Source organism: Streptomyces sp. NPDC102437, from assembly GCF_044765565.1.
Taxonomy (GTDB): Bacteria; Actinomycetota; Actinomycetes; order Streptomycetales; family Streptomycetaceae; genus Streptomyces.
Genome location: NZ_JBIWKI010000007.1, coordinates 43,072 through 60,633, shown reverse-complemented (window position 1 = coordinate 60,633; position 17,562 = coordinate 43,072). Strand labels below are relative to the sequence as shown.

Sequence of the window (17,562 nt, the reverse complement as noted above, 5' to 3'; positions counted from 1 at the left end):
GTCAGCGGAGCGACCCGGTCGTGGTGCGGTGGTGCGGCAGGCGCTCGGCGGCTGCCAGGGCGTCGGCGAGGCGGTCCACGACCGCTGTTGCCTGTTCGTCGGTGAGCGTGAGGGGAGGGAGGAGACGCACGACGGTGGAGTGGCGTCCGCCGAGTTCGACGATGAGCCCGCGGCGCAGGCACTCCTGCTGGACAGCGGCGGCGAGGGCGGGGGCGGGCGGCGGCTCCGGGCTGCCGCCGGGCGGCGCGGCGTCCGGGTCGACCAGCTCGATCCCGATCATCAGGCCGCGTCCGCGTACGTCACCGATGGTGCGGTGGTCGGTGGCGAGCGCCTGGAGGCGGGCGAGCATGCGGGCTCCGAGGATCGCGGCGCGCTCGGCGAGGCCGTTCTCCCGTACGAAGGCGAGGGTGGCGGTGCCCGCCGCCATCGCGAGCTGGTTGCCCCGGAAGGTGCCGGCGTGGGCGCCCGGCTGCCAGGTGTCGAGTTCGGAGCGGTAGACGATCACAGCGAGCGGGAGGGAACCGCCGATCGCCTTGGAGAGCACCATCACGTCGGGCACGATGCCGCTGTGCTCGACCGCCCAGAAGGCACCGGTGCGTCCGACGCCCGTCTGGACCTCGTCGGCGATCAGGGGGATGGAGCGGGCCTCGGTGATCTCGCGCATCCGGCGCATCCAGCTGTCGGGGGCGGGGTTCACTCCGCCCTCCCCCTGCACCGGTTCGAGGATCATCCCGGCCGGTGCCGGGGTGCCCCCCTTGGGGTCGTCCAGGAGGTTCTCGGTCCACCGGGCGGCGATCTCCGCGCCGCGCTCGCCGCCGACGCCGAAGGGGCAGCGGTAGTTCCGGGGGAAAGGCAGCCTGGTCACCCGTACGTCCTCGGCGCCGCCCGAGGCGGCGAGGGCACCCGCCGTCATCCCGTGGTAGGCGCCGGTGAAGGCGAGCAGGCCGCTGCGGCCGGTCGCTCCGCGGACCAGTTTGAACGCCGCCTCGACCGCGTCCGTGCCCGCCGGTCCGCAGAACTGGATCCGGGCGTTGCCGGCGAGCTGCCGCGGCAGGCTGGCGAACAGCTCCGTGGTGAAGGCGTCCTTGACCGGGGTGGCGAGGTCGAGCACGTGCAGCGGCGCACCCGAGTCGATGACCTTCTTGATCGCCTCCAGGACCACCGGGTGGTTGTGGCCGAGCGCCAGGGTGCCGGCTCCGGAGAGACAGTCGAGGTACCGCCGCCCGTCAGCGCCCTCGATGGTCAGCCCACGGGCCCGCACCGGCACGATCGGCAGTGAACGCGCATAGGTACGGGCGGCGGATTCGCGCAGCGACTGGCGGCGCAGGATCCCCTCGTGCACGGCCGGTGCTGCCACCGGGGCTGGTTCGGTCACGGCCACGGCTGTTGGTCCTCCCGCTGTAACGGTTGCGTTGCACATCAGTACGTCGGCGCACGGACGGACTGCGGGGATGAACGCTTCTCCCGAGTCCCTCGCCCGTACCAACGACGCCGTACGCGGCGGAGCACGGGTAGATCGGAAGATCCTTGCGGGGGCGGAACCGCGGCCCTGCCGCTCGCCGTCCCCATCGGCACCGGCATAGTGGGGGCGGCACCGGACCTCGGGAAGTTGTCCGGGAGTCCGCAGCTTGTTCGGAGCAGGTGGCTCGGAGCAGTACCGCGGTGCAGTACAGAAGTGTTGAGTTACGAAGTCCCAGGGGGATCACCACATGCGACTCATTCGACCGGCTCTCGCCGAACGTCAGGGGAGGGGGCGCCGCCGGCCTTCGTCGGTGCTGGCCGTGGCCGCGGTCACCGCGGTCCTCGCGCTCACCGCCACCGCCTGCGGTCCCGAAGAGGACAACGCGAGCGACAAGCCGAGCGCTCCCGCCGGCCAGTCCTCGGACGGCAAGATCACCATTCCGGACGATCTGAAGGGCCGGCTCAAGGAACACGGGATCGACCTCGACCAGTGGAAGAACGGCGAGTGGAAGAACTGGGACAAGGACAAGTGGCTGCGTGAGGCCAAGGACTTCGTCAACCCCATCATCGAGGACCTCTGGGACCCGGACCGGATGCGGGACGCGGACAAGTCGCCGGAGAAGCCGGTCGACAACGACATCTCGGGCGACGTCGGCGTGACGGACCCGACGCCCGCGCCGGTCCAGGCCGCGGGCGTCCGGACGCCGTACCACGCCAACGCCGCGGAGTCCGGGAAGCTGCTGTTCGACGGCCCCGAGGGCTCCATGGTCTGTTCCGCGACCGTGGTGAAGGACCCGGCGCACCCCGGGAAGTCCAACCTGGTGTGGACCGCGGGGCACTGTGTGCACGCCGGCAAGAAGGGCGGCTGGTACCGCAACATCGCCTTCGTGCCGTCGTACAACAACCAGGGCCTTTCCCTTGCCGAGCTGAAGAAGGCGACGAAGCAGGAGATCGCCCCGTACGGCGTGTGGTGGGGCACCTGGGCGCAGACGTCCGACCAGTGGATCTCGCAGGGTGCCTCGGTCGGCGGGCAGGGCGCGCCGTACGACTTCGCGGTGCTGCACGTGACGCCCGAGAAGGGCTCGACGGGCAAGTCCCTGGAGGAGACCGTCGGTTCCGCGCTGCCCGTCGAGTTCAACGCCCCGGCCGTGCCGAAGATCGACAGCATGACCGCGACCGGCTTCCCCGCCGCTCCGCCGTACGACGGCCAGAAGGCCTTCCAGTGCGCGGACAAGCCGGGCCGGCTCTCGCTCACCGCTCAGGACCCGACGATGTACCGCATCGGCTGCACCATGACCGGCGGCGCCTCGGGCGGCGGCTGGGTCGCGAACGGCCAGGACGGCAAGCCCGTGCTGGTCTCGAACACCTCCATCGGGCCGGTGACGGCCGGCTGGCTGGCCGGGCCGCGGTTCGGCAAGGAGGCCAAGGGCGTCTACGACTCGGTCAGCAAGAAGTACGCGGGACAGTGATGACGGGCCGTCACCCGGCCCGGTCCCGGGAGCGGTGACGGCAACAGCACATCAAGGGCCCCCGGCGCGGCAGTTGCGCGCCGGGGGCCCTGTCCGTCGTGCGGCACCGCCTCCCGGCCGCGACCCGTGCGGGACGTGCCTCCGTGGCAAAGAGCATGCTCCGGCCGTCATAGGGTGGCCCCTGCATCCTCAGTGGCCGTTGGCCCGGCCCACCGAACCGTATGACACGCTCATGGCAAAAATTTTGGCAATTTCAGGGGGAAACCTTTTCATGCGATCCATACGTCCGCTGCTCGCCGCGACCGGGCTCGTCGCCGCGCTCGCGCTGACGGCCACAGCCTGCGGTCCTGGCGAGGACAACGCGGCCGGCAAGCCCGCCGCCGAATCCCCGGGCGGCCAGGACGCCGGCGGCTCCCTGCCCGACGGTCTGGCCGAGACGCTGAAGAAGCACGGTGTCGACCCGGAGAAGTGGAAGAACGGCGAGTGGAAGAACTGGGACAAGGACAAGTGGCTGCGTGAGGCCAAGGACTTCGTCAACCCGGTCATCGAGGGGCTGTGGAAGCCCGACCGGATGAAGTCGGCCAAGGACCCGGCGAAGACCATGGCGGCCGGCGACGTCTCCGGCGGTCAGGGCATCAGCGACCCGGAGCCCGCTCCTGTGCAGGCAGAGCGCGAGAAGACGCCGTACCACGACTACGCGGCCCCGGTCGGCAAGGTGTTCTTCGACTCCCCCGAGGGCTCGATGGTCTGCTCGGGCACGGTCGTCAAGGACCCGGCGAACCCGGGCAAGTCCAACCTGGTGTGGACCGCGGGGCACTGTGTGCACGCCGGTTCGAAGGGCGGCTGGTACCGCAACATCGTCTTCGTGCCCGCGTACAACGACAAGGGCAAGTCCGCCGCCGCGCTGGAGAGCGCGCAGCCGCAGGAGGTCGCCCCGTACGGCGCGTACTGGGCGGACTGGGCGACGACCTCGGGCGAATGGCTCGCCGACGGCGGACCCACCGGGGGCGAAGGCGCCCCGTACGACTACGCGGTACTGCACGTGAAGCCGGAGCGGGGCACCAAGTCCTTGGAGGAGACCGTGGGCAACGCCCTGTCGGTCGACTTCGACGCTCCCGAGATCTCGCGTATCGACGCCATGGGCGCCTGGGGATACCCGGCCGCTCCGCCGTACGACGGCCTGATCATGCACAAGTGCGTCGACCGCCCCGGCCGTCTCTCCATCAGCCCGAGCACTCCGGCGATGTACCGCATCGGCTGCACCATGACCGGTGGGTCGTCCGGCGGCGGCTGGTTCCGCAAGGGCAGTGACGGCAAGTCGGTGCTGGTCTCCAACACGTCCATCGGGCCGGTGACTTCGGGCTGGCTCGCCGGCCCTCACCTGGGTCCGGGCGCCGAGGACGTCTTCGCCACGACGAGCGAGAAGTTCGCCGGCCGCTGACCGCCGCCTCCACCCCATGACGGTCGAAGGCCCGCCCCCGGTCGGATGCTGTTGGTCAATTCCGCCCCGCTGGATCTCATCCAGCGGGGCGGAGTGCTGCGAAGGGCGAAACGCCGGTCTTGGCCAGTGGTCGGCCGGTGAGCCAGGCATCGATGCGGGGTTGATGGCAGCGCCGGTGAAGTGGGGTCCGTAAGCGGATCAGGCCCGGCGGGAGGTCCTTCGTTCCGCGCCAGCGCACGGTGCCCTCGACGTGATGGTACTGCTGCACCCAGGTCTGCCGCAGGAACTCCACCGCGGGCAGGCTCTGCAACACGGGCGGTGACGTGGCCGACCAGACGGCCTCCAGCAGCATCATGCCGTCGGCCCCGCACTGGTCGGCGTGCTCGACGCGGGCCGCCCACCGGGACGCGAAGCGACTGTCCTCCGGCCTTGCCGAGTAACGGTCGAACCACTCTGGCGACGACACCGTCACCAGCCAGTCCCCGGCCGCCTCCGCTACCTGGTTCAGTGCCGCCCGCAGGGTCTCGACCACGAACTCCAGCCGGTTCAGGTCTCTCGTCGCGGCCAGCACGTGGGTCGCATCCGTGCGCTGCCGCTTGCCTGCCTTGACCAGCCCTGCCCCGTCGGCCGCCCGGAGTACCGCATCGAACACCATCTGGCCGGCCTCGCCGTCGACCAGCCGGGCACGGAACTCGCTGAGCACCGAGAAGTCGAATCCGGTATCGGCCAACTCCAGCGAAAGAGCGTACTTCCAGTCCAGGCGCGAGCGGACCGCGTGCGCGGCCTGCCGGTCGGTCAGCCCCTCGGCGAACTGCAACACCGACACCAGCGCGAGCCGGGCCGGCGACACGGCCGGTCGCCCCCTGGCCGGGAGAAGTTCCTCGAAATCGGCATCCGAGAACACTGGTCCGAGTGCATCCCGCGCCCGCATCACCGGGCAGCCCTTCGGGAACACCGCACGTGCCAGCCGAGCAGTCTCCTCCGGGACCTCTCCCAGATCCACTCCACACGACGGCACCGAGCCCACCCCTCAACACGACGACGGCCTGCACAACCCCAACGGGGTCATACAGGCCGTCGTCACGCCCGCCCCGGATTAACCAACAGCATCCCGGTCTGGGCAGGCCTTCGGGCGATCGGAGCCTTTTCGTGTCGCGGTCAGTGCGCCACGGGGACGAACGAGGAGAGCTCGGCCGCCAGTTCCTCATGCACCCGCGCCTTGAGCAGGGTGCCCTCCGACGTGTGCTCCTCGGAGATCACCTCGCCTTCGGCATGCACCCGGGAGACGAGTCCGCCCTGGATGTACGGGACGAGCGCGTCGATCTCGACCGACGGCCGCGGCAGTTCGGTGTCGATGAGTGCGAGCAGCTCATCGATACCGGCGCCGGTGCGCGCCGAGACGGCGATCGCGTGCTTCTCGATGCGCAGCAGTCGCTGGAGCACCAGCGGATCGGCCGCGTCCGCCTTGTTGACCACCACGATCTCGGGCACGTCCACCGCACCCACTTCGCGGATCACCTCGCGCACCGCGGCGAGTTGCTCCTCCGGCGCCGGGTGCGAGCCGTCCACCACGTGGAGAATCAGGTCGGACTCGCCGACCTCCTCCATGGTGGAGCGGAACGCCTCGACGAGGTGGTGCGGCAGATGCCGTACGAACCCGACGGTGTCGGCCAACGTGTAGAGCCGGCCGCTCGGCGTCTCGGCCCGGCGCACGGTCGGGTCCAGGGTGGCGAACAGTGCGTTCTCCACCAGGACGCCTGCACCGGTGAGCCGGTTGAGCAGCGAGGACTTGCCCGCGTTGGTGTAGCCGGCGATGGCGACCGACGGCACCTTGTTGCGCTTGCGCTCCTGGCGCTTGATCTCGCGGCCCGTCTTCATCTCCGCGATCTCCCGGCGCATCTTCGCCATCTTCTCGCGGATCCGCCGCCGGTCCGTCTCGATCTTGGTCTCACCGGGACCACGGGTGGCCATGCCGCCACCGCCGCTGGAACCGCCGCCGCCCATCTGACGGGAGAGCGACTGACCCCAGCCTCGCAGCCGCGGCAGCATGTACTGCATCTGTGCCAGCGAGACCTGCGCCTTGCCCTCTCGGGACTTGGCGTGCTGGGCGAAGATGTCGAGGATCAGGGCGGTCCGGTCGACCACCTTGACCTTGACGACGTCTTCCAGGTGAATCAGCTGGCCGGGGCTGAGCTCACCGTCGCAGACGACGGTGTCGGCCCCGGATTCGAGCACGATGTCGCGCAGCTCCAGCGCCTTGCCCGAACCGATGTAGGTGGCCGGGTCCGGCTTGTCGCGGCGCTGGAAGACGGCGTCGAGCACTTGGGCGCCCGCCGTCTCCGCCAGTGCGGCCAGCTCCGCGAGGGAGTTCTCCGCGTCCCGCACGGTCCCCGACGTCCAGACACCGACCAGCACCACGCGCTCCAGGCGCAGCTGTCGGTACTCGACCTCGGTGACGTCTTCGAGCTCGGTGGAGAGCCCGGCCACACGCCGCAGTGCGGCGCGCTCGGAGCGGTCGAACTGCTCGCCGTCCCGCTCCGTGTCGATCTTGTGGCTCCAGGCGACGTCCTCTTCCATCAGGGCGTCGGCCCGAAGGCTCTCGGTGAGGCTTTCGGTGACATTCTCCGTAGCGCTCTGCGCGTCCTGCGCGTCCTGGGGAAGGGAAGAAGAGGAGGTCATTGGATCCTTACGTCGTTGGAAGTCCGTTACATCAGTCACAACGCGTGACCCCTTCCGATGATTCCCTCCGTCGGGAATCTCCGGTCCGGCCGCCGCGGCGACCCGTCGATAGTTGCACGGCCGCGCCTCGCCAGTCACCCGGGTTTATCGCTGTGCGGCGGGCGCGGTGCTGCGCCAGTCCGGGTGCCCAGGCATCGGCGGGGTCTTCTCCCCGTACAGCCAGCCCTCGAAGAACGAGGTCAGGTCGCGGCCCGCGGTCCGGGACGCCAGGCCGACGAAGTCCTCGGTGGTCGCGTTGGAGTCCCGGTGCTTCTTCACCCAGCTCCGCTCCACCCGGTCGAACGCGCTGCTCCCGATCTCCTGGCGCAGCGCGTAGAGGATCAGCGCGCTGCCGTCGTACACCACCGGCCGGAACAGGCTGATCTTGTGTCCGGGCGCCGGGGCGTCGGGGAGGGCCGGCGGACCACCCGCGGCGCGCCAGCCGTCGGACCTGGTGTACGCCTCGCGCATCCGGTCCTCCAGCGGCTTGTCGGCGTGGTCCTCGGCGTAGCGGGCCTCGTACCAGGTGGCGTGCCCCTCGTTGAGCCAGACATCGGACCACCGCTGCGGGGAGACGCTGTCGCCGAACCACTGGTGGGCGAGCTCGTGCACCATGATCGATTCGAGGTACCACTCGGGATAGCCGGCCCCGGCGAACAGGGACCGTTCGAAGAGCGAGAGCGTCTGCGTCTCCAGCTCGAAACCGGTCTCGGTGTCGGCGACGAGCAGCCCATACGTCTCGAAGGGGTAGCGGCCGACCTGCTGTTCCATCCACTCCAGCTGGGCGGGGGTCCTGCTGAGCCAGGGTTCGAGGAGCTTGCGGTCGGCGGTGGGCACCACGTCGCGCATCGGCAGCCGGTGCGGGCCGGTCCGGTGCAGGACGGTGGACCGGCCGATCGAGACCTGGGCCAGTTCGGTGGCCATGGGGTGTTCGGTCCGGTAGGTCCAGGTGGTGTCGGCGCCGTGCCGGGCCGTGCCGGCGGGCAGCCCGTTGGCCACCACGGTGAGGCCCTTGGGCGCGGTGACCCGGAAGGTGAAGTACGCCTTGTCCGCGGGGTGGTCGTTGCTCGGGAAGACCCGGTGCGCGGCGTCGGCCTGATTGGCCATGGCCAGGCCGTCGGCGGTACGCAGCCAGCCCCCGCTGTCCTGGTCGCCGCTGGGGTCGCTGGTGTGCCGGACGGTGATGCGCAGCGGCACCCCGGCGGGGAGCCGCCCCGTCGGCTCGATGACCAGGTCCTCGTCCTTGACGGCGAAGTCGGCGCGGAGTCCGTTGACCTCGACCCCGCGGACCGTGCCCCGGGTGAAGTCGAGGTTGATCCGGTCGAGCGGTTCGGTGGTCCGCGCGTCGATCCTGGTGACGGCGTCCAGCGGCTTGCTGTTGTCGCCGTGGTAGGTGAGTCCGATGTCGTAGGCGCGGACGTCGTACCCCGGATTGCCGAGGTGGGGGAAGAGCGGATCGCCGATGCCGAGCGGCACGGGCGAGGGGAGGGTGGCTGCGACGAGGGTGGCTGATGCGGTGGCCAGCAGAGCGGCCCGCAGGCGACGGGAGATGAACGGCATGAACTACCGCTACCAGCGACTTCCCGCCGGACAGGCGCGGCGCGCGCCGCGCCACCCGAACGAGATCTCTGTGGGCAGATGGCTCCGGCCGACGAGGTCAGACGGTGGTCGCCCGGTGCTGGGCGCGGCTCACGTCGTACACCCCGGGCACGTCACGCATGGCGCGCATCAGGGCCGGCAGTCCGGCCGCGTCGGGGAGTTGCAGGGTGTAGATGTGCCGGACGCGTTGTTCGCTGGGTGGTTCGACGGTGGCGGCGATGATCGCCGCGTCCGCCGTCGCGATCGCCTCGGTGAGATCGGCGAGCAGCCGGGGGCGCCCGAAGGACTCGGCGACCAGTGTGACCCGGCACTCGGTGGACTCTCCCCAGCTCACCCCGACCGGCGTCCGGCCGACGGACCGCATCCGGGCAACGGCGGGACACTCCAGGCGGTGCACGGTGACAGCGCCGCCGCGCACGAGGAATCCGGTGACCGCGTCGGGGGGTACGGGGGTGCAGCAGCCGGCGAGCCGTACGGGGGCGTGCGGCCGGTCCACCACGGCGCTCGCGGCCGCGGCGGGCCCGGCGCCGGCGGTCTGCTGAGCCTGCGGTCCTGGCCTGGAGTTTCCTTGCGACTGCTGCTCGGGTCCGGTCTTCTCGGGCCGGGCGCCCTGCGGGCCGCGGGTGTCCTCGGGATGGGCGTCCAGCCAGCCGGTGATGGCGATGCGGGCGGCGGGGGTGCGGGCGTGGTCGAGCCAGTCGGGCGAGGGGCCCGAGGCGGCGTCCTCGGCGAGCAGCAGCTGCACGGTGTCGCCGTCGCTGAGTACGGTGCCGAGGGTGGCCAGGCGGCCGTTGACCCGGGCGCCGATGCAGTTGTGCGCCTCTTCCCCGTACTGCGCGTAGGCGGCGTCCACGCAGCTGGCTCCGGCGGGCAGCCCGAGCGTGCCACCGTCGGTCCGGAAGACCGTGATCTCCCGGTCCTGGGCCAGATCGGCGCGGAGCGTGGTCCAGAAGGTGTCGGGGTCCGTGGCGGACTGCTGCCATTCGAGGAGCCTGGAGAGCCAGCCGGGCCGGGTGGGGTCGGCGCGCTCCCCGTCGGCGGGTTCGGCGGCCTGGGGGTCGGTGCCGTTGTCCGCGGCGTACGGGTTGCCGAGGGCGATGACTCCGGCCTCGGCCACCTTGTGCATCCGGTGGGTGCGGATGAGGACTTCGGCGACCGCCCCGTCCTCGCCCACGACGGCGGTGTGCAGCGACTGGTACAGGTTGAACTTGGGGGCGGCGATGAAGTCCTTGAACTCGGAGATCACCGGCGTGAAGCAGGTGTGCAGTTCACCGAGCACGGCGTAGCAGTCGGCGTCCTCGCCGACCAGCACCAGCAGCCGGCCGAAGTCGGGGCCGCGCAGCTCGCCGCGTTTGATGCCTACCCGGTGCACGGACACGAAGTGGCGTGGCCTGATGAGGACTTCGGCAGGGATGCCGGCCTCCCGCAGCACCGTCGTGACGTTCTCGGCGATGGCCGCGAGCGGATTCTGGCGGGCGGCGCCGGAGCCGTCCGGCCGCGCCGACGCGGCGTCGATCAGCGCGCGGGTCCGTTCGTACTCCTCGGGGTGGAGGATCGCGAAGACGAGGTCCTCCAGCTCGGTCTTGAGTGCCTGTACCCCGAGCCGTTCGGCCAGCGGGATCAGTACGTCGCGGGTGACCTTGGCGATCCTGGCCTGTTTCTCGGGCCGCATCACGCCCAGGGTGCGCATGTTGTGCAGCCGGTCGGCGAGCTTGATGGACATGACGCGGACGTCGTCCCCCGTGGCGACCAGCATCTTGCGGAAGGTCTCGGGCTCGGCCGCCGCTCCGTAGTCGACCTTTTCGAGTTTGGTGACGCCGTCGACGAGGTAGCAGACCTCTTTGCCGAACTGCTCCCGCACCTGATCGAGGGTCACATCGGTGTCCTCGACGGTGTCGTGGAGCAGCGATGCGGTGAGTGTCGTCGTCTCGGCGCCGAGCTGGGCGAGGATCAGGGTGACCGCGAGCGGGTGAGTGATGTACGGCTCGCCGCTCTTGCGCATCTGTCCCCGGTGCGAGGACTCCGCGAGTACGTAGGCCCGGCGCAGGATCGAGAGATCGGCATCCGGGTGGTGGGCCCGGTGCGCCTCGGCGACATGGCCGATGGCGTCGGGCAGCCGGTCGCGGGAGACGGGGCCGAGCAGCGCGACGCGGCCGAGCCTGCGCAGATCGATCCGGGGACGGCCCCGTCTGCGGATGGGGGCACCTGGGCTGGTGGCCTCTGCGCTCATGGGGGGCACCTCCGGCGACGTCGACCGGCGGTGGGGAGGTGCGGTCGCGCCTCCGGGCCGGTGCTTGATGCTACCGAGCCCACCACGCGGCGGAGTGCCGCTCTCGCCGAGCGTGAAAGGGATCACCCATTCGAGCGAAGTCCTAACCGGCCACCGTTTCGAGCCAGGCGGGGTCGATCAGTCCCTCTGCGACGATCACGGCCGGTCCGGTCATCTCGATCTCGCCGTCCGGCCGCTCGGTGATCAGGAGGGTGCCGCCCGGCAGATCGACGGTGTACGTGACCGGGGTGCCGGTCTCCGTGGGGTCCGCGCCGTCCCTGCGGGCCGCGGCGACGGCCACGGCGCAGGCGCCCGTGCCACAGGAACGGGTCTCGCCGGAGCCGCGCTCGTGGACCCGCATGGCGACATGGCGCGGTCCACGGTCCACCACGAACTCGATGTTGACGCCGTCGGGGTAGACGGCCGCGGGGCTGTAAGGCGGTACGGAGAGCAGATCGCCGGCGTGTGTCAGGTCGTCGACGAAGGCGACGGCGTGGGGGTTGCCCATGTTCACGTTGCGGGCGTTCCAGCTGCGGCCGTCGAGGCCGACCGTGACCCCGTCCTCGGGGAGGAGCGCGCGCCCCATGGAGACCGTGATGGCGCCGTCCTTGGCGATGTGCACCTTTTTCACGCCGCCCCGGGTCGCGACGGCCAGGTCGCCCTGCTCGACGTGCCCGGCGCGCTGGAGGTATCCGGCGAAGACCCGGACCCCGTTGCCGCACATCTCGGCGATCGAGCCGTCCGCGTTGCGGTAGTCCATGAACCATTCGGCCTCGGCGGCCATGGCCTGTGCCTCTGGGTGCGCGGCGGACCGTACGACGTGCAGCAGTCCGTCACCGCCGATACCGGCCCGGCGGTCGCAGAGCCGGGCGACGACGGAGGCGGGCAGGTCGATGGCGTTGTCCGGGTCGGGAACGATCACGAAGTCGTTCTCGGTGCCGTGACCCTTGAGGAAGGCGATCTGCGAGGTGCTCACAGGGCAACTGTACGAAACGGCGCCGACAACCGACGGCCCCGGCCCGCCCGCGGGCGCCGGCACGACAGCTCCGGCCGCCGCGGAAGCCGTACCGTCCGTGACGGCTCCGGCGTCACTGGAGCCGGGCCACCCGCCAGACGGCCAGGGCGACCAGCGTGCCGCCGACTGCGACGTACAGGGCGATCACCCGCCAGTCCGAGCGCTCGCCGGAGCCCCGCTGCGGAAGGCCGGGCCAGGTGTAACCCACCCTCCGGGCGGCCATCATGCCCCAGCCCGCGGCGCAACAGCTGATCAGCAGGCCGAGCATGGCCACGACCGCGCCGCCGTCGCCGAACTCGAAGGCGAGCGGGAAGGCGAACATCAGCGATCCCACCGCGGCGAGCATGACGATCGGTGCCAGCTGCCAGATCCGCAGCTTGCGAGCGGGCCGCAGCTCGACCTCGACCTCGGGGGTCGCTTCGAGCTCGTCCGGCCCGTCGGGGCTCAGACTTCCCGCTCCGTGCAGCGCGTCCGGTGCGTCTTGTTCAGTGTCGCGAGGGCCGGCCTCCATCGCCACGCGCCCTCCCAACTCGGACTCCACTGGTCGATCGATGCTCGATGATGGCACGCTCCGGGTCGTCGAAATGACGGGCAGGGCTTCCCGATGCCATCACGTGATCAGGCTGTAACCGCTCGTTCGATCAACGCCAGCGCCTGGCGCGGGAGTTCCCCGCGGTGTTCTGCGGCGCCGCTCAGCCAGTGGACCCGCGGGTCGCGGCGGAACCACGAGTCCTGACGGCGGGCGAATCGCTTGGTGGCGCGGACGGTCTCGGCACGCGCCTCGTCCTCGGTGCATTCCTGGGCCAGCGCGGCGAGTACCTGCTGGTAGCCGAGCGCCCGTGACGCGGTCCGGCCCTCGCGCAGGCCGTGCGCCTCCAGGGCTCGCACCTCGTCCACGAGCCCGGCCGCCCACATCCGGTCGACCCTCAGGGCGATGCGTTCGTCGAGTTCGGGACGGGCCACGTCGACGCCGATCTGGACGGTGTCGTACACCGCATCGTTACCGGGGAGATTCGCGGTGAAGGGCTTGCCGGTGATCTCGATGACTTCGAGGGCCCTGACGATCCGGCGGCCGTTGCTGGGCAGGATGGCCCGGCCCGCTTCGGGGTCGGCGGCGGCGAGCCGGTCGTGCAACGCTCCGGAACCGCTCTCGACCAGCTCCTCCTCCAGCCTGGCCCGCACATCGGGGTCCGTGCCGGGGAACTCCAGGGCGTCGATGGCGCCCTTCACGTAGAGCCCGGATCCGCCCACCAGGACGGGGGTGCGGCCGGCGGCGAGCAGCCGGTCGATCTCGGCGCGGGCCAGCCGCTGGTACTCGGCGACGCTGGCGGTCTCGGTGACGTCCCAGATATCCAGCAGGCGGTGCGGGACGGATTCTCGTTCGGCGAGCGTCAGCTTCGCGGTACCGATATCCATCCCCCGGTAGAGCTGCATGGAGTCGGCGTTGACCACTTCGCCGTCGAGCTGCTGAGCAAGAAATACTCCCAGATCGGACTTTCCGGCCGCAGTGGGACCGACGACGGTGATGACCCGCGGTGCGGGAGCTGAGCTTCTCACCGCCACAGTCTCGCAAACCTCAGGCACTCTTCCCGAACGAGTGAGGTGACCGGCCGGGAACGGGAATCGTTTGCCGTCCCGGTCCGGACCCGTTCGTCAGGCCCCTCCGGGCGGCGCGGATCGTCCCGCACGCCAGTAGAATTCACATTGAATATGGGCGTTTTTTCACGGTTTGAAGAAGCGTCCGGCCGTAGTCCCCCAGCAGGGAAGGTGCCCGATGGGCTTCCTGGACAATTTGAAGACCAAGCTGAGCCCCGCCAAGGACAAGGTCGGCGAACTCGCGCAACAGCACGGGGAAAAGATCGACCACGGAGTCGACAAGGCCGCGCGGACGGTCGACGAAAAGACCAAGGGCAAGTACAGCGACAAGATCGAATCCGGCGCGAGGAAGGCCAAGGACGCGGTCGAGCGCCTGTCCCACAAGAAGGACGAAGGTGGTGCGCCGCCGCCCGCTTCCTGACCATGAACTGATCGGGTCCGGGTGACGGCCTCGGAACGGCGACGCCGCACGGCCGTCACCCGGAGGACCGCGGGCGGCAGCGACTCAGGACCAGGCGGCGACCAGGTAGCCGACGCCGTACGGGGCGTCCTCGTACAGCAGCCGTCCCGCCAGTCCTGCCCCCTGTGCCGCGCCCGCGAGGACCTGCCAGGGTGCCCGGCCCGCCGCCTTCAGTTCGTACGCCAGTGACTCGTCCAGCGCGATCAGCGCGTCCGGGTCCGCCGCGCCCAGTGCGCGGGCGGCCGCCGCGTCGAACGCCTCGGCCCGTTCGTCCAGATAGCCGGGGGCCTTGAGCGTGCGGCAGGCGCTGCCGTCGCCCATCACGAGCAGTGCGACCCGCTCCGCCCTGGCGGCCAGGTCCCGCCCGGCGCTCGTACAGCGCTCGGCCGCCAGCTGCTCCGCCACACCCAGCCCCTCGACCGGCGCACCGGCCCATTCCGCGCGGGCCAGCAGCCAGGCGCCGACGGCGAGGGACGGCGGAAGCGAGTGGTCCGCCCCCACCGGTCCGAGGTCGCGGCCGAGCCGTACGCCCAGGTCGACGCCGAACCCCTCGAAGGTTCCGGTCGCCCCCTCGGGGTGCGGCCCGCGGCCCGAGGGGGCCGTGGGCCCGACCACGATCAGCAGGTCGGGACGCGCGGCGGCGAGCACGCCGAGAGCGTCGGCGCAGGCGTCCCTCAGGGTGTCGAGTTCGGGAGCGGCCCCGGCGGCGACCTCGGGTACCAGCAGGGGTGGGCAGGGGCAGACAGCGGCGGCGACAAGCATGGAGGGCAGCGTACTGCCTGGCCGCGAGGCTCCTGCGGCCTCGGCCCCCGGTCGTCCCGGGCGCTGCTCGGTCCCGCTGCCGCGCGGGAGGTCGAGCACCGTCGGGCTCCTGCGTCAGTCGCAGCCGCAGCCCGGGGCCGCCGCGGCCGGCAGCGGTGCCGGGGCTCCGATGCCGGGCAGGCCCAGCATCACTCCGGCCGGCTTGACGGCCTCGGCGGCGTTGCGCTTCTCCCAGGCGTCCCCGGCCCGGGTCCGCCGCACGGCGACCGGTGCGCCCTCGGCGAGCAGGTGGTGCGGGGCCGCGTAGCTGATCTCGACGGTCACCACGTCACCGGGGCGCACGTCCTCGTCCGGCTTGGTGAAGTGGACCAGGCGGTTGTCGGGGGCGCGGCCGGAGAGGCGGTGGGTGGCGCCGTCCTTGCGGCCCTCGCCCTCCGCGACCATGATCTCCAGCGTCCGGCCGACCTGCTTCTTGTTCTCCTCCCAGGAGATCTCCTCCTGAAGGGCCGACAGGCGCATGTACCGCTCCTGGACGACCTCCTTGGGGATCTGCCCCTCCATCTCGGCGGCCGGGGTCCCGGGGCGCTTGGAGTACTGGAAGGTGAAGGCGTTGGCGAAGCGCGCCTCGCGGACCGCGTGCATGGTCTGCTCGAAGTCCTCCTCGGTCTCGCCGGGGAAGCCCACGATGATGTCGGTGGAGATGGCGGCGTCCGGCATCGCGGCGCGTACCTTCTGGATGATGCCGAGGAAGCGCTCCTGCCGGTACGAGCGCCGCATCGCCTTGAGGATCGTGTCCGAGCCCGACTGCATCGGCATGTGGAGCTGGGGCATCACGTTGGGCGTCTCGGCCATCGCGGCGATCACGTCGTCCGTGAAGTCGCGGGGGTGCGGCGAGGTGAATCGGACCCGCTCCAGGCCCTCGATCCTGCCGCAGGCGCGCAGCAGCTTGGAGAACGCCTCGCGGTCGCCGATGTCGGATCCGTACGCGTTCACATTCTGGCCGAGCAGGGTGATCTCGGAGACTCCCTCGGCGACCAGGGCCTCGATCTCGGCGAGGATGTCGCCGGTGCGGCGGTCCTTCTCCTTGCCGCGCAGGGCCGGAACGATGCAGAAGGTGCAGGTGTTGTTGCAGCCGACGGAGATCGACACCCACGCGGCGTAGGCGGACTCGCGGCGGGTGGGGAGTGTGGAGGGGAACGCCTCCAGGGATTCGGCGATCTCGATCTGCGCCTCCTCCTGGATGCGGGCGCGCTCCAGCAGCACGGGCAGCTTGCCGATGTTGTGCGTGCCGAAGACGACGTCGACCCAGGGGGCCCGTTCGACGATGGTGTCGCGGTCCTTCTGCGCCAGGCAGCCGCCGACGGCGATCTGCATGCCGGGCCGCTTTGTCTTCATCGGAGCGAGCCGGCCGAGGTTGCCGTAGAGCTTGTTGTCGGCGTTCTCCCGCACCGCGCAGGTGTTGAAGACCACGACGTCGGCGTCGCCGTCGGAGCCCTCGGCGGCACGTACGTAACCCGCGCCCTCCAGCAGCCCCGACAGCCGCTCGGAGTCATGGACGTTCATCTGGCACCCGTAGGTGCGCACCTCGTACGTTTTCAAACCGTCCACTACTCCACCAGCCACGTCGTTGCCGCTCACCCGTCCAGGGTAAGGGCTCCGCCGGGGCCCCGATGATGACTGCCCCGCCCGGCGACGCCCGCGGGAGCGGCTCCGGTCCTCGCCGGGGAGCGGCCCTGGTCATCGCCGGGGCGGGCTGGCAGTATCGCCGCCATGCTCCAGGCACTCTCCCGTATCGGCAGGCGACGCGTCCTTCAGATGTGCGCCGCGCTCGCCGTCGTGCTCGGGCTGCTGCTGTGGTGGCTGCTGCCGCTCGGGCAGCCGGCCCCCACCGGCACGCTGACTTTCAGCACCGGTGTGCGCAGCGGGGTCTACCAGCGCTATGGCGAGCGCCTCAGGGGGGACCTGGCCAGGGATCTGCCCAAGGTGTCGATACGGTTGCAGACCAGCGAGGGCTCGCAGCAGAACATCGCCCGGGTGGCGACCGGGAAGGCCGACTTCACCATCGCCACCACCGATGCCCTCGCCACCTATCTGCGCAGCGGCAAGCCCGGCGCGGACCGGTTGCGGGGCTGTGTGCGGCTGTACGACGACTACATCCAGCTGGTCGTACCCCGCGGATCCGAGGTACGAAAGGTCTCTGACCTGCGTGGAAAGCGGGTCGGGGTGGGGCAGCGGGGTTCGGGTGTGCGGCTGGTCGCCGACCGGCTGCTGACGGCCGCGGGGCTCGACCCCGCGAAGGGCGTGACCCCGGTTTCCGCCGGTATCGACACCATGCCGGAGCAGTTGGAGGACGGCAGGCTCGACGCCTTCTTCTGGTCCGGCGGACTGCCCACCTCCGCCGTGCAGGAGCTGTCGGACCGCTTCGCTGTCCGGCTGGTGCCGCTGGAGGCCCCGCTGGTCAAGAAGCTCCAGGCGGCGGGCGGGTCCGCCCGCTACTACCGTTCGGCCATGATGCCCGCCGACGCCTACGGCAGGGCGCAACAGGACCAGGCGGTGCCGACGGTCGCGGTCGCCAATGTGCTGGTGACCACGGACCGCTCGGATCCGGCGTTGACGGAGGCATTCACCCGGACCGTGATCGACAGCCGGGACCGGATCGGGCGCGAGGTGCACGCGGCCCAGCTGGTGGATCTGCGTACGGCGATCTACACCGATCCGCTGCCGCTGCACGAAGGGGCCAGCCGCTACTACCGCTCGGTCAAGCCCTGACGC

The 17,562-nt window shown here is 70.8% G+C and carries 14 protein-coding genes; 4 read left to right on the top strand and 10 right to left on the bottom strand.

From position 1 onward, the window contains the following. Nucleotide 1 precedes the first annotated feature (1 nt). The gene (locus tag ACIRJP_RS11340; RefSeq protein ID WP_404171287.1) at nt 2–1,381 is read right to left on the bottom strand and encodes a diaminobutyrate--2-oxoglutarate transaminase family protein; all 1,380 of its coding nucleotides are present in this window, start codon (nt 1,379–1,381) and stop codon (nt 2–4) included. Between the two features lie 328 nt (nt 1,382–1,709). Here ACIRJP_RS11340 and ACIRJP_RS11335 point away from each other — a divergent pair, with 328 nt between their 5' ends. Continuing rightward, complete coding sequence (locus tag ACIRJP_RS11335; protein WP_404171284.1) at nt 1,710–2,930, top strand: trypsin-like serine peptidase; 1,221 nt, start codon at nt 1,710–1,712, stop codon at nt 2,928–2,930. A 271-nt stretch (nt 2,931–3,201) separates the two neighbouring features. Further along, the gene (locus ACIRJP_RS11330; RefSeq protein ID WP_404171281.1) at nt 3,202–4,371 is read left to right on the top strand and encodes a trypsin-like serine peptidase; all 1,170 of its coding nucleotides are present in this window, start codon (nt 3,202–3,204) and stop codon (nt 4,369–4,371) included. Nucleotides 4,372–4,447: 76 nt separating this feature from the next. Here ACIRJP_RS11330 and ACIRJP_RS11325 read toward each other — a convergent pair whose 3' ends face one another. The 7 genes from ACIRJP_RS11325 to miaA form a co-directional block, all read right to left on the bottom strand. After that, the gene (locus ACIRJP_RS11325; protein ID WP_404171278.1) at nt 4,448–5,275 is read right to left on the bottom strand and encodes a transposase; all 828 of its coding nucleotides are present in this window, start codon (nt 5,273–5,275) and stop codon (nt 4,448–4,450) included. Nucleotides 5,276–5,529: 254 nt separating this feature from the next. Next, nucleotides 5,530–7,050 (bottom strand): GTPase HflX, encoded by a 1,521-nt coding sequence (hflX, locus tag ACIRJP_RS11320; protein ID WP_404171275.1) that lies wholly within the window; start codon nt 7,048–7,050, stop codon nt 5,530–5,532. Nucleotides 7,051–7,194: 144 nt separating this feature from the next. Further along, nucleotides 7,195–8,649 (bottom strand): M1 family metallopeptidase, encoded by a 1,455-nt coding sequence (locus ACIRJP_RS11315; RefSeq protein ID WP_404171272.1) that lies wholly within the window; start codon nt 8,647–8,649, stop codon nt 7,195–7,197. 97 nt (nt 8,650–8,746) lie between these two features. Continuing rightward, the gene (locus tag ACIRJP_RS11310) at nt 8,747–10,918 is read right to left on the bottom strand and encodes a RelA/SpoT family protein (RefSeq protein ID WP_404171269.1); all 2,172 of its coding nucleotides are present in this window, start codon (nt 10,916–10,918) and stop codon (nt 8,747–8,749) included. 142 nt (nt 10,919–11,060) lie between these two features. After that, entirely contained in the window at nt 11,061–11,933 is an 873-nt protein-coding gene (gene dapF / locus ACIRJP_RS11305; protein WP_404171266.1) for a diaminopimelate epimerase, read from the bottom strand. 112 nt (nt 11,934–12,045) lie between these two features. After that, nucleotides 12,046–12,483: a hypothetical protein gene (locus ACIRJP_RS11300; protein ID WP_356088101.1), complete on the bottom strand. Its 438-nt coding sequence runs from the start codon at nt 12,481–12,483 to the stop codon at nt 12,046–12,048. Between the two features lie 107 nt (nt 12,484–12,590). Further along, complete coding sequence (gene miaA, locus ACIRJP_RS11295) at nt 12,591–13,529, bottom strand: tRNA (adenosine(37)-N6)-dimethylallyltransferase MiaA (RefSeq protein ID WP_404171263.1); 939 nt, start codon at nt 13,527–13,529, stop codon at nt 12,591–12,593. Nucleotides 13,530–13,746: 217 nt separating this feature from the next. Here miaA and ACIRJP_RS11290 point away from each other — a divergent pair, with 217 nt between their 5' ends. Next, complete coding sequence (locus ACIRJP_RS11290; protein WP_404171260.1) at nt 13,747–13,989, top strand: antitoxin; 243 nt, start codon at nt 13,747–13,749, stop codon at nt 13,987–13,989. Nucleotides 13,990–14,073: 84 nt separating this feature from the next. Here the strand turns inward: ACIRJP_RS11290 and ACIRJP_RS11285 are convergent, their stop codons facing one another. Together ACIRJP_RS11285 and miaB are read right to left on the bottom strand one after the other, a co-directional pair. After that, nucleotides 14,074–14,790 carry a class III extradiol dioxygenase subunit B-like domain-containing protein gene (locus tag ACIRJP_RS11285; RefSeq protein WP_404171257.1) on the bottom strand — a complete coding sequence of 239 codons (717 nt, stop codon included), beginning with the start codon at nt 14,788–14,790 and terminating at the stop codon, nt 14,074–14,076. Between the two features lie 114 nt (nt 14,791–14,904). Next, on the bottom strand, nt 14,905–16,398 hold the full coding sequence (gene miaB, locus ACIRJP_RS11280; protein ID WP_404171709.1) for a tRNA (N6-isopentenyl adenosine(37)-C2)-methylthiotransferase MiaB: 1,494 nt from the start codon (nt 16,396–16,398) through the stop codon (nt 14,905–14,907). Between the two features lie 162 nt (nt 16,399–16,560). Here miaB and ACIRJP_RS11275 point away from each other — a divergent pair, with 162 nt between their 5' ends. Next, on the top strand, nt 16,561–17,559 hold the full coding sequence (locus tag ACIRJP_RS11275; protein ID WP_404171254.1) for a TAXI family TRAP transporter solute-binding subunit: 999 nt from the start codon (nt 16,561–16,563) through the stop codon (nt 17,557–17,559). The last annotated feature ends 3 nt before the right edge of the window (nt 17,560–17,562 follow it).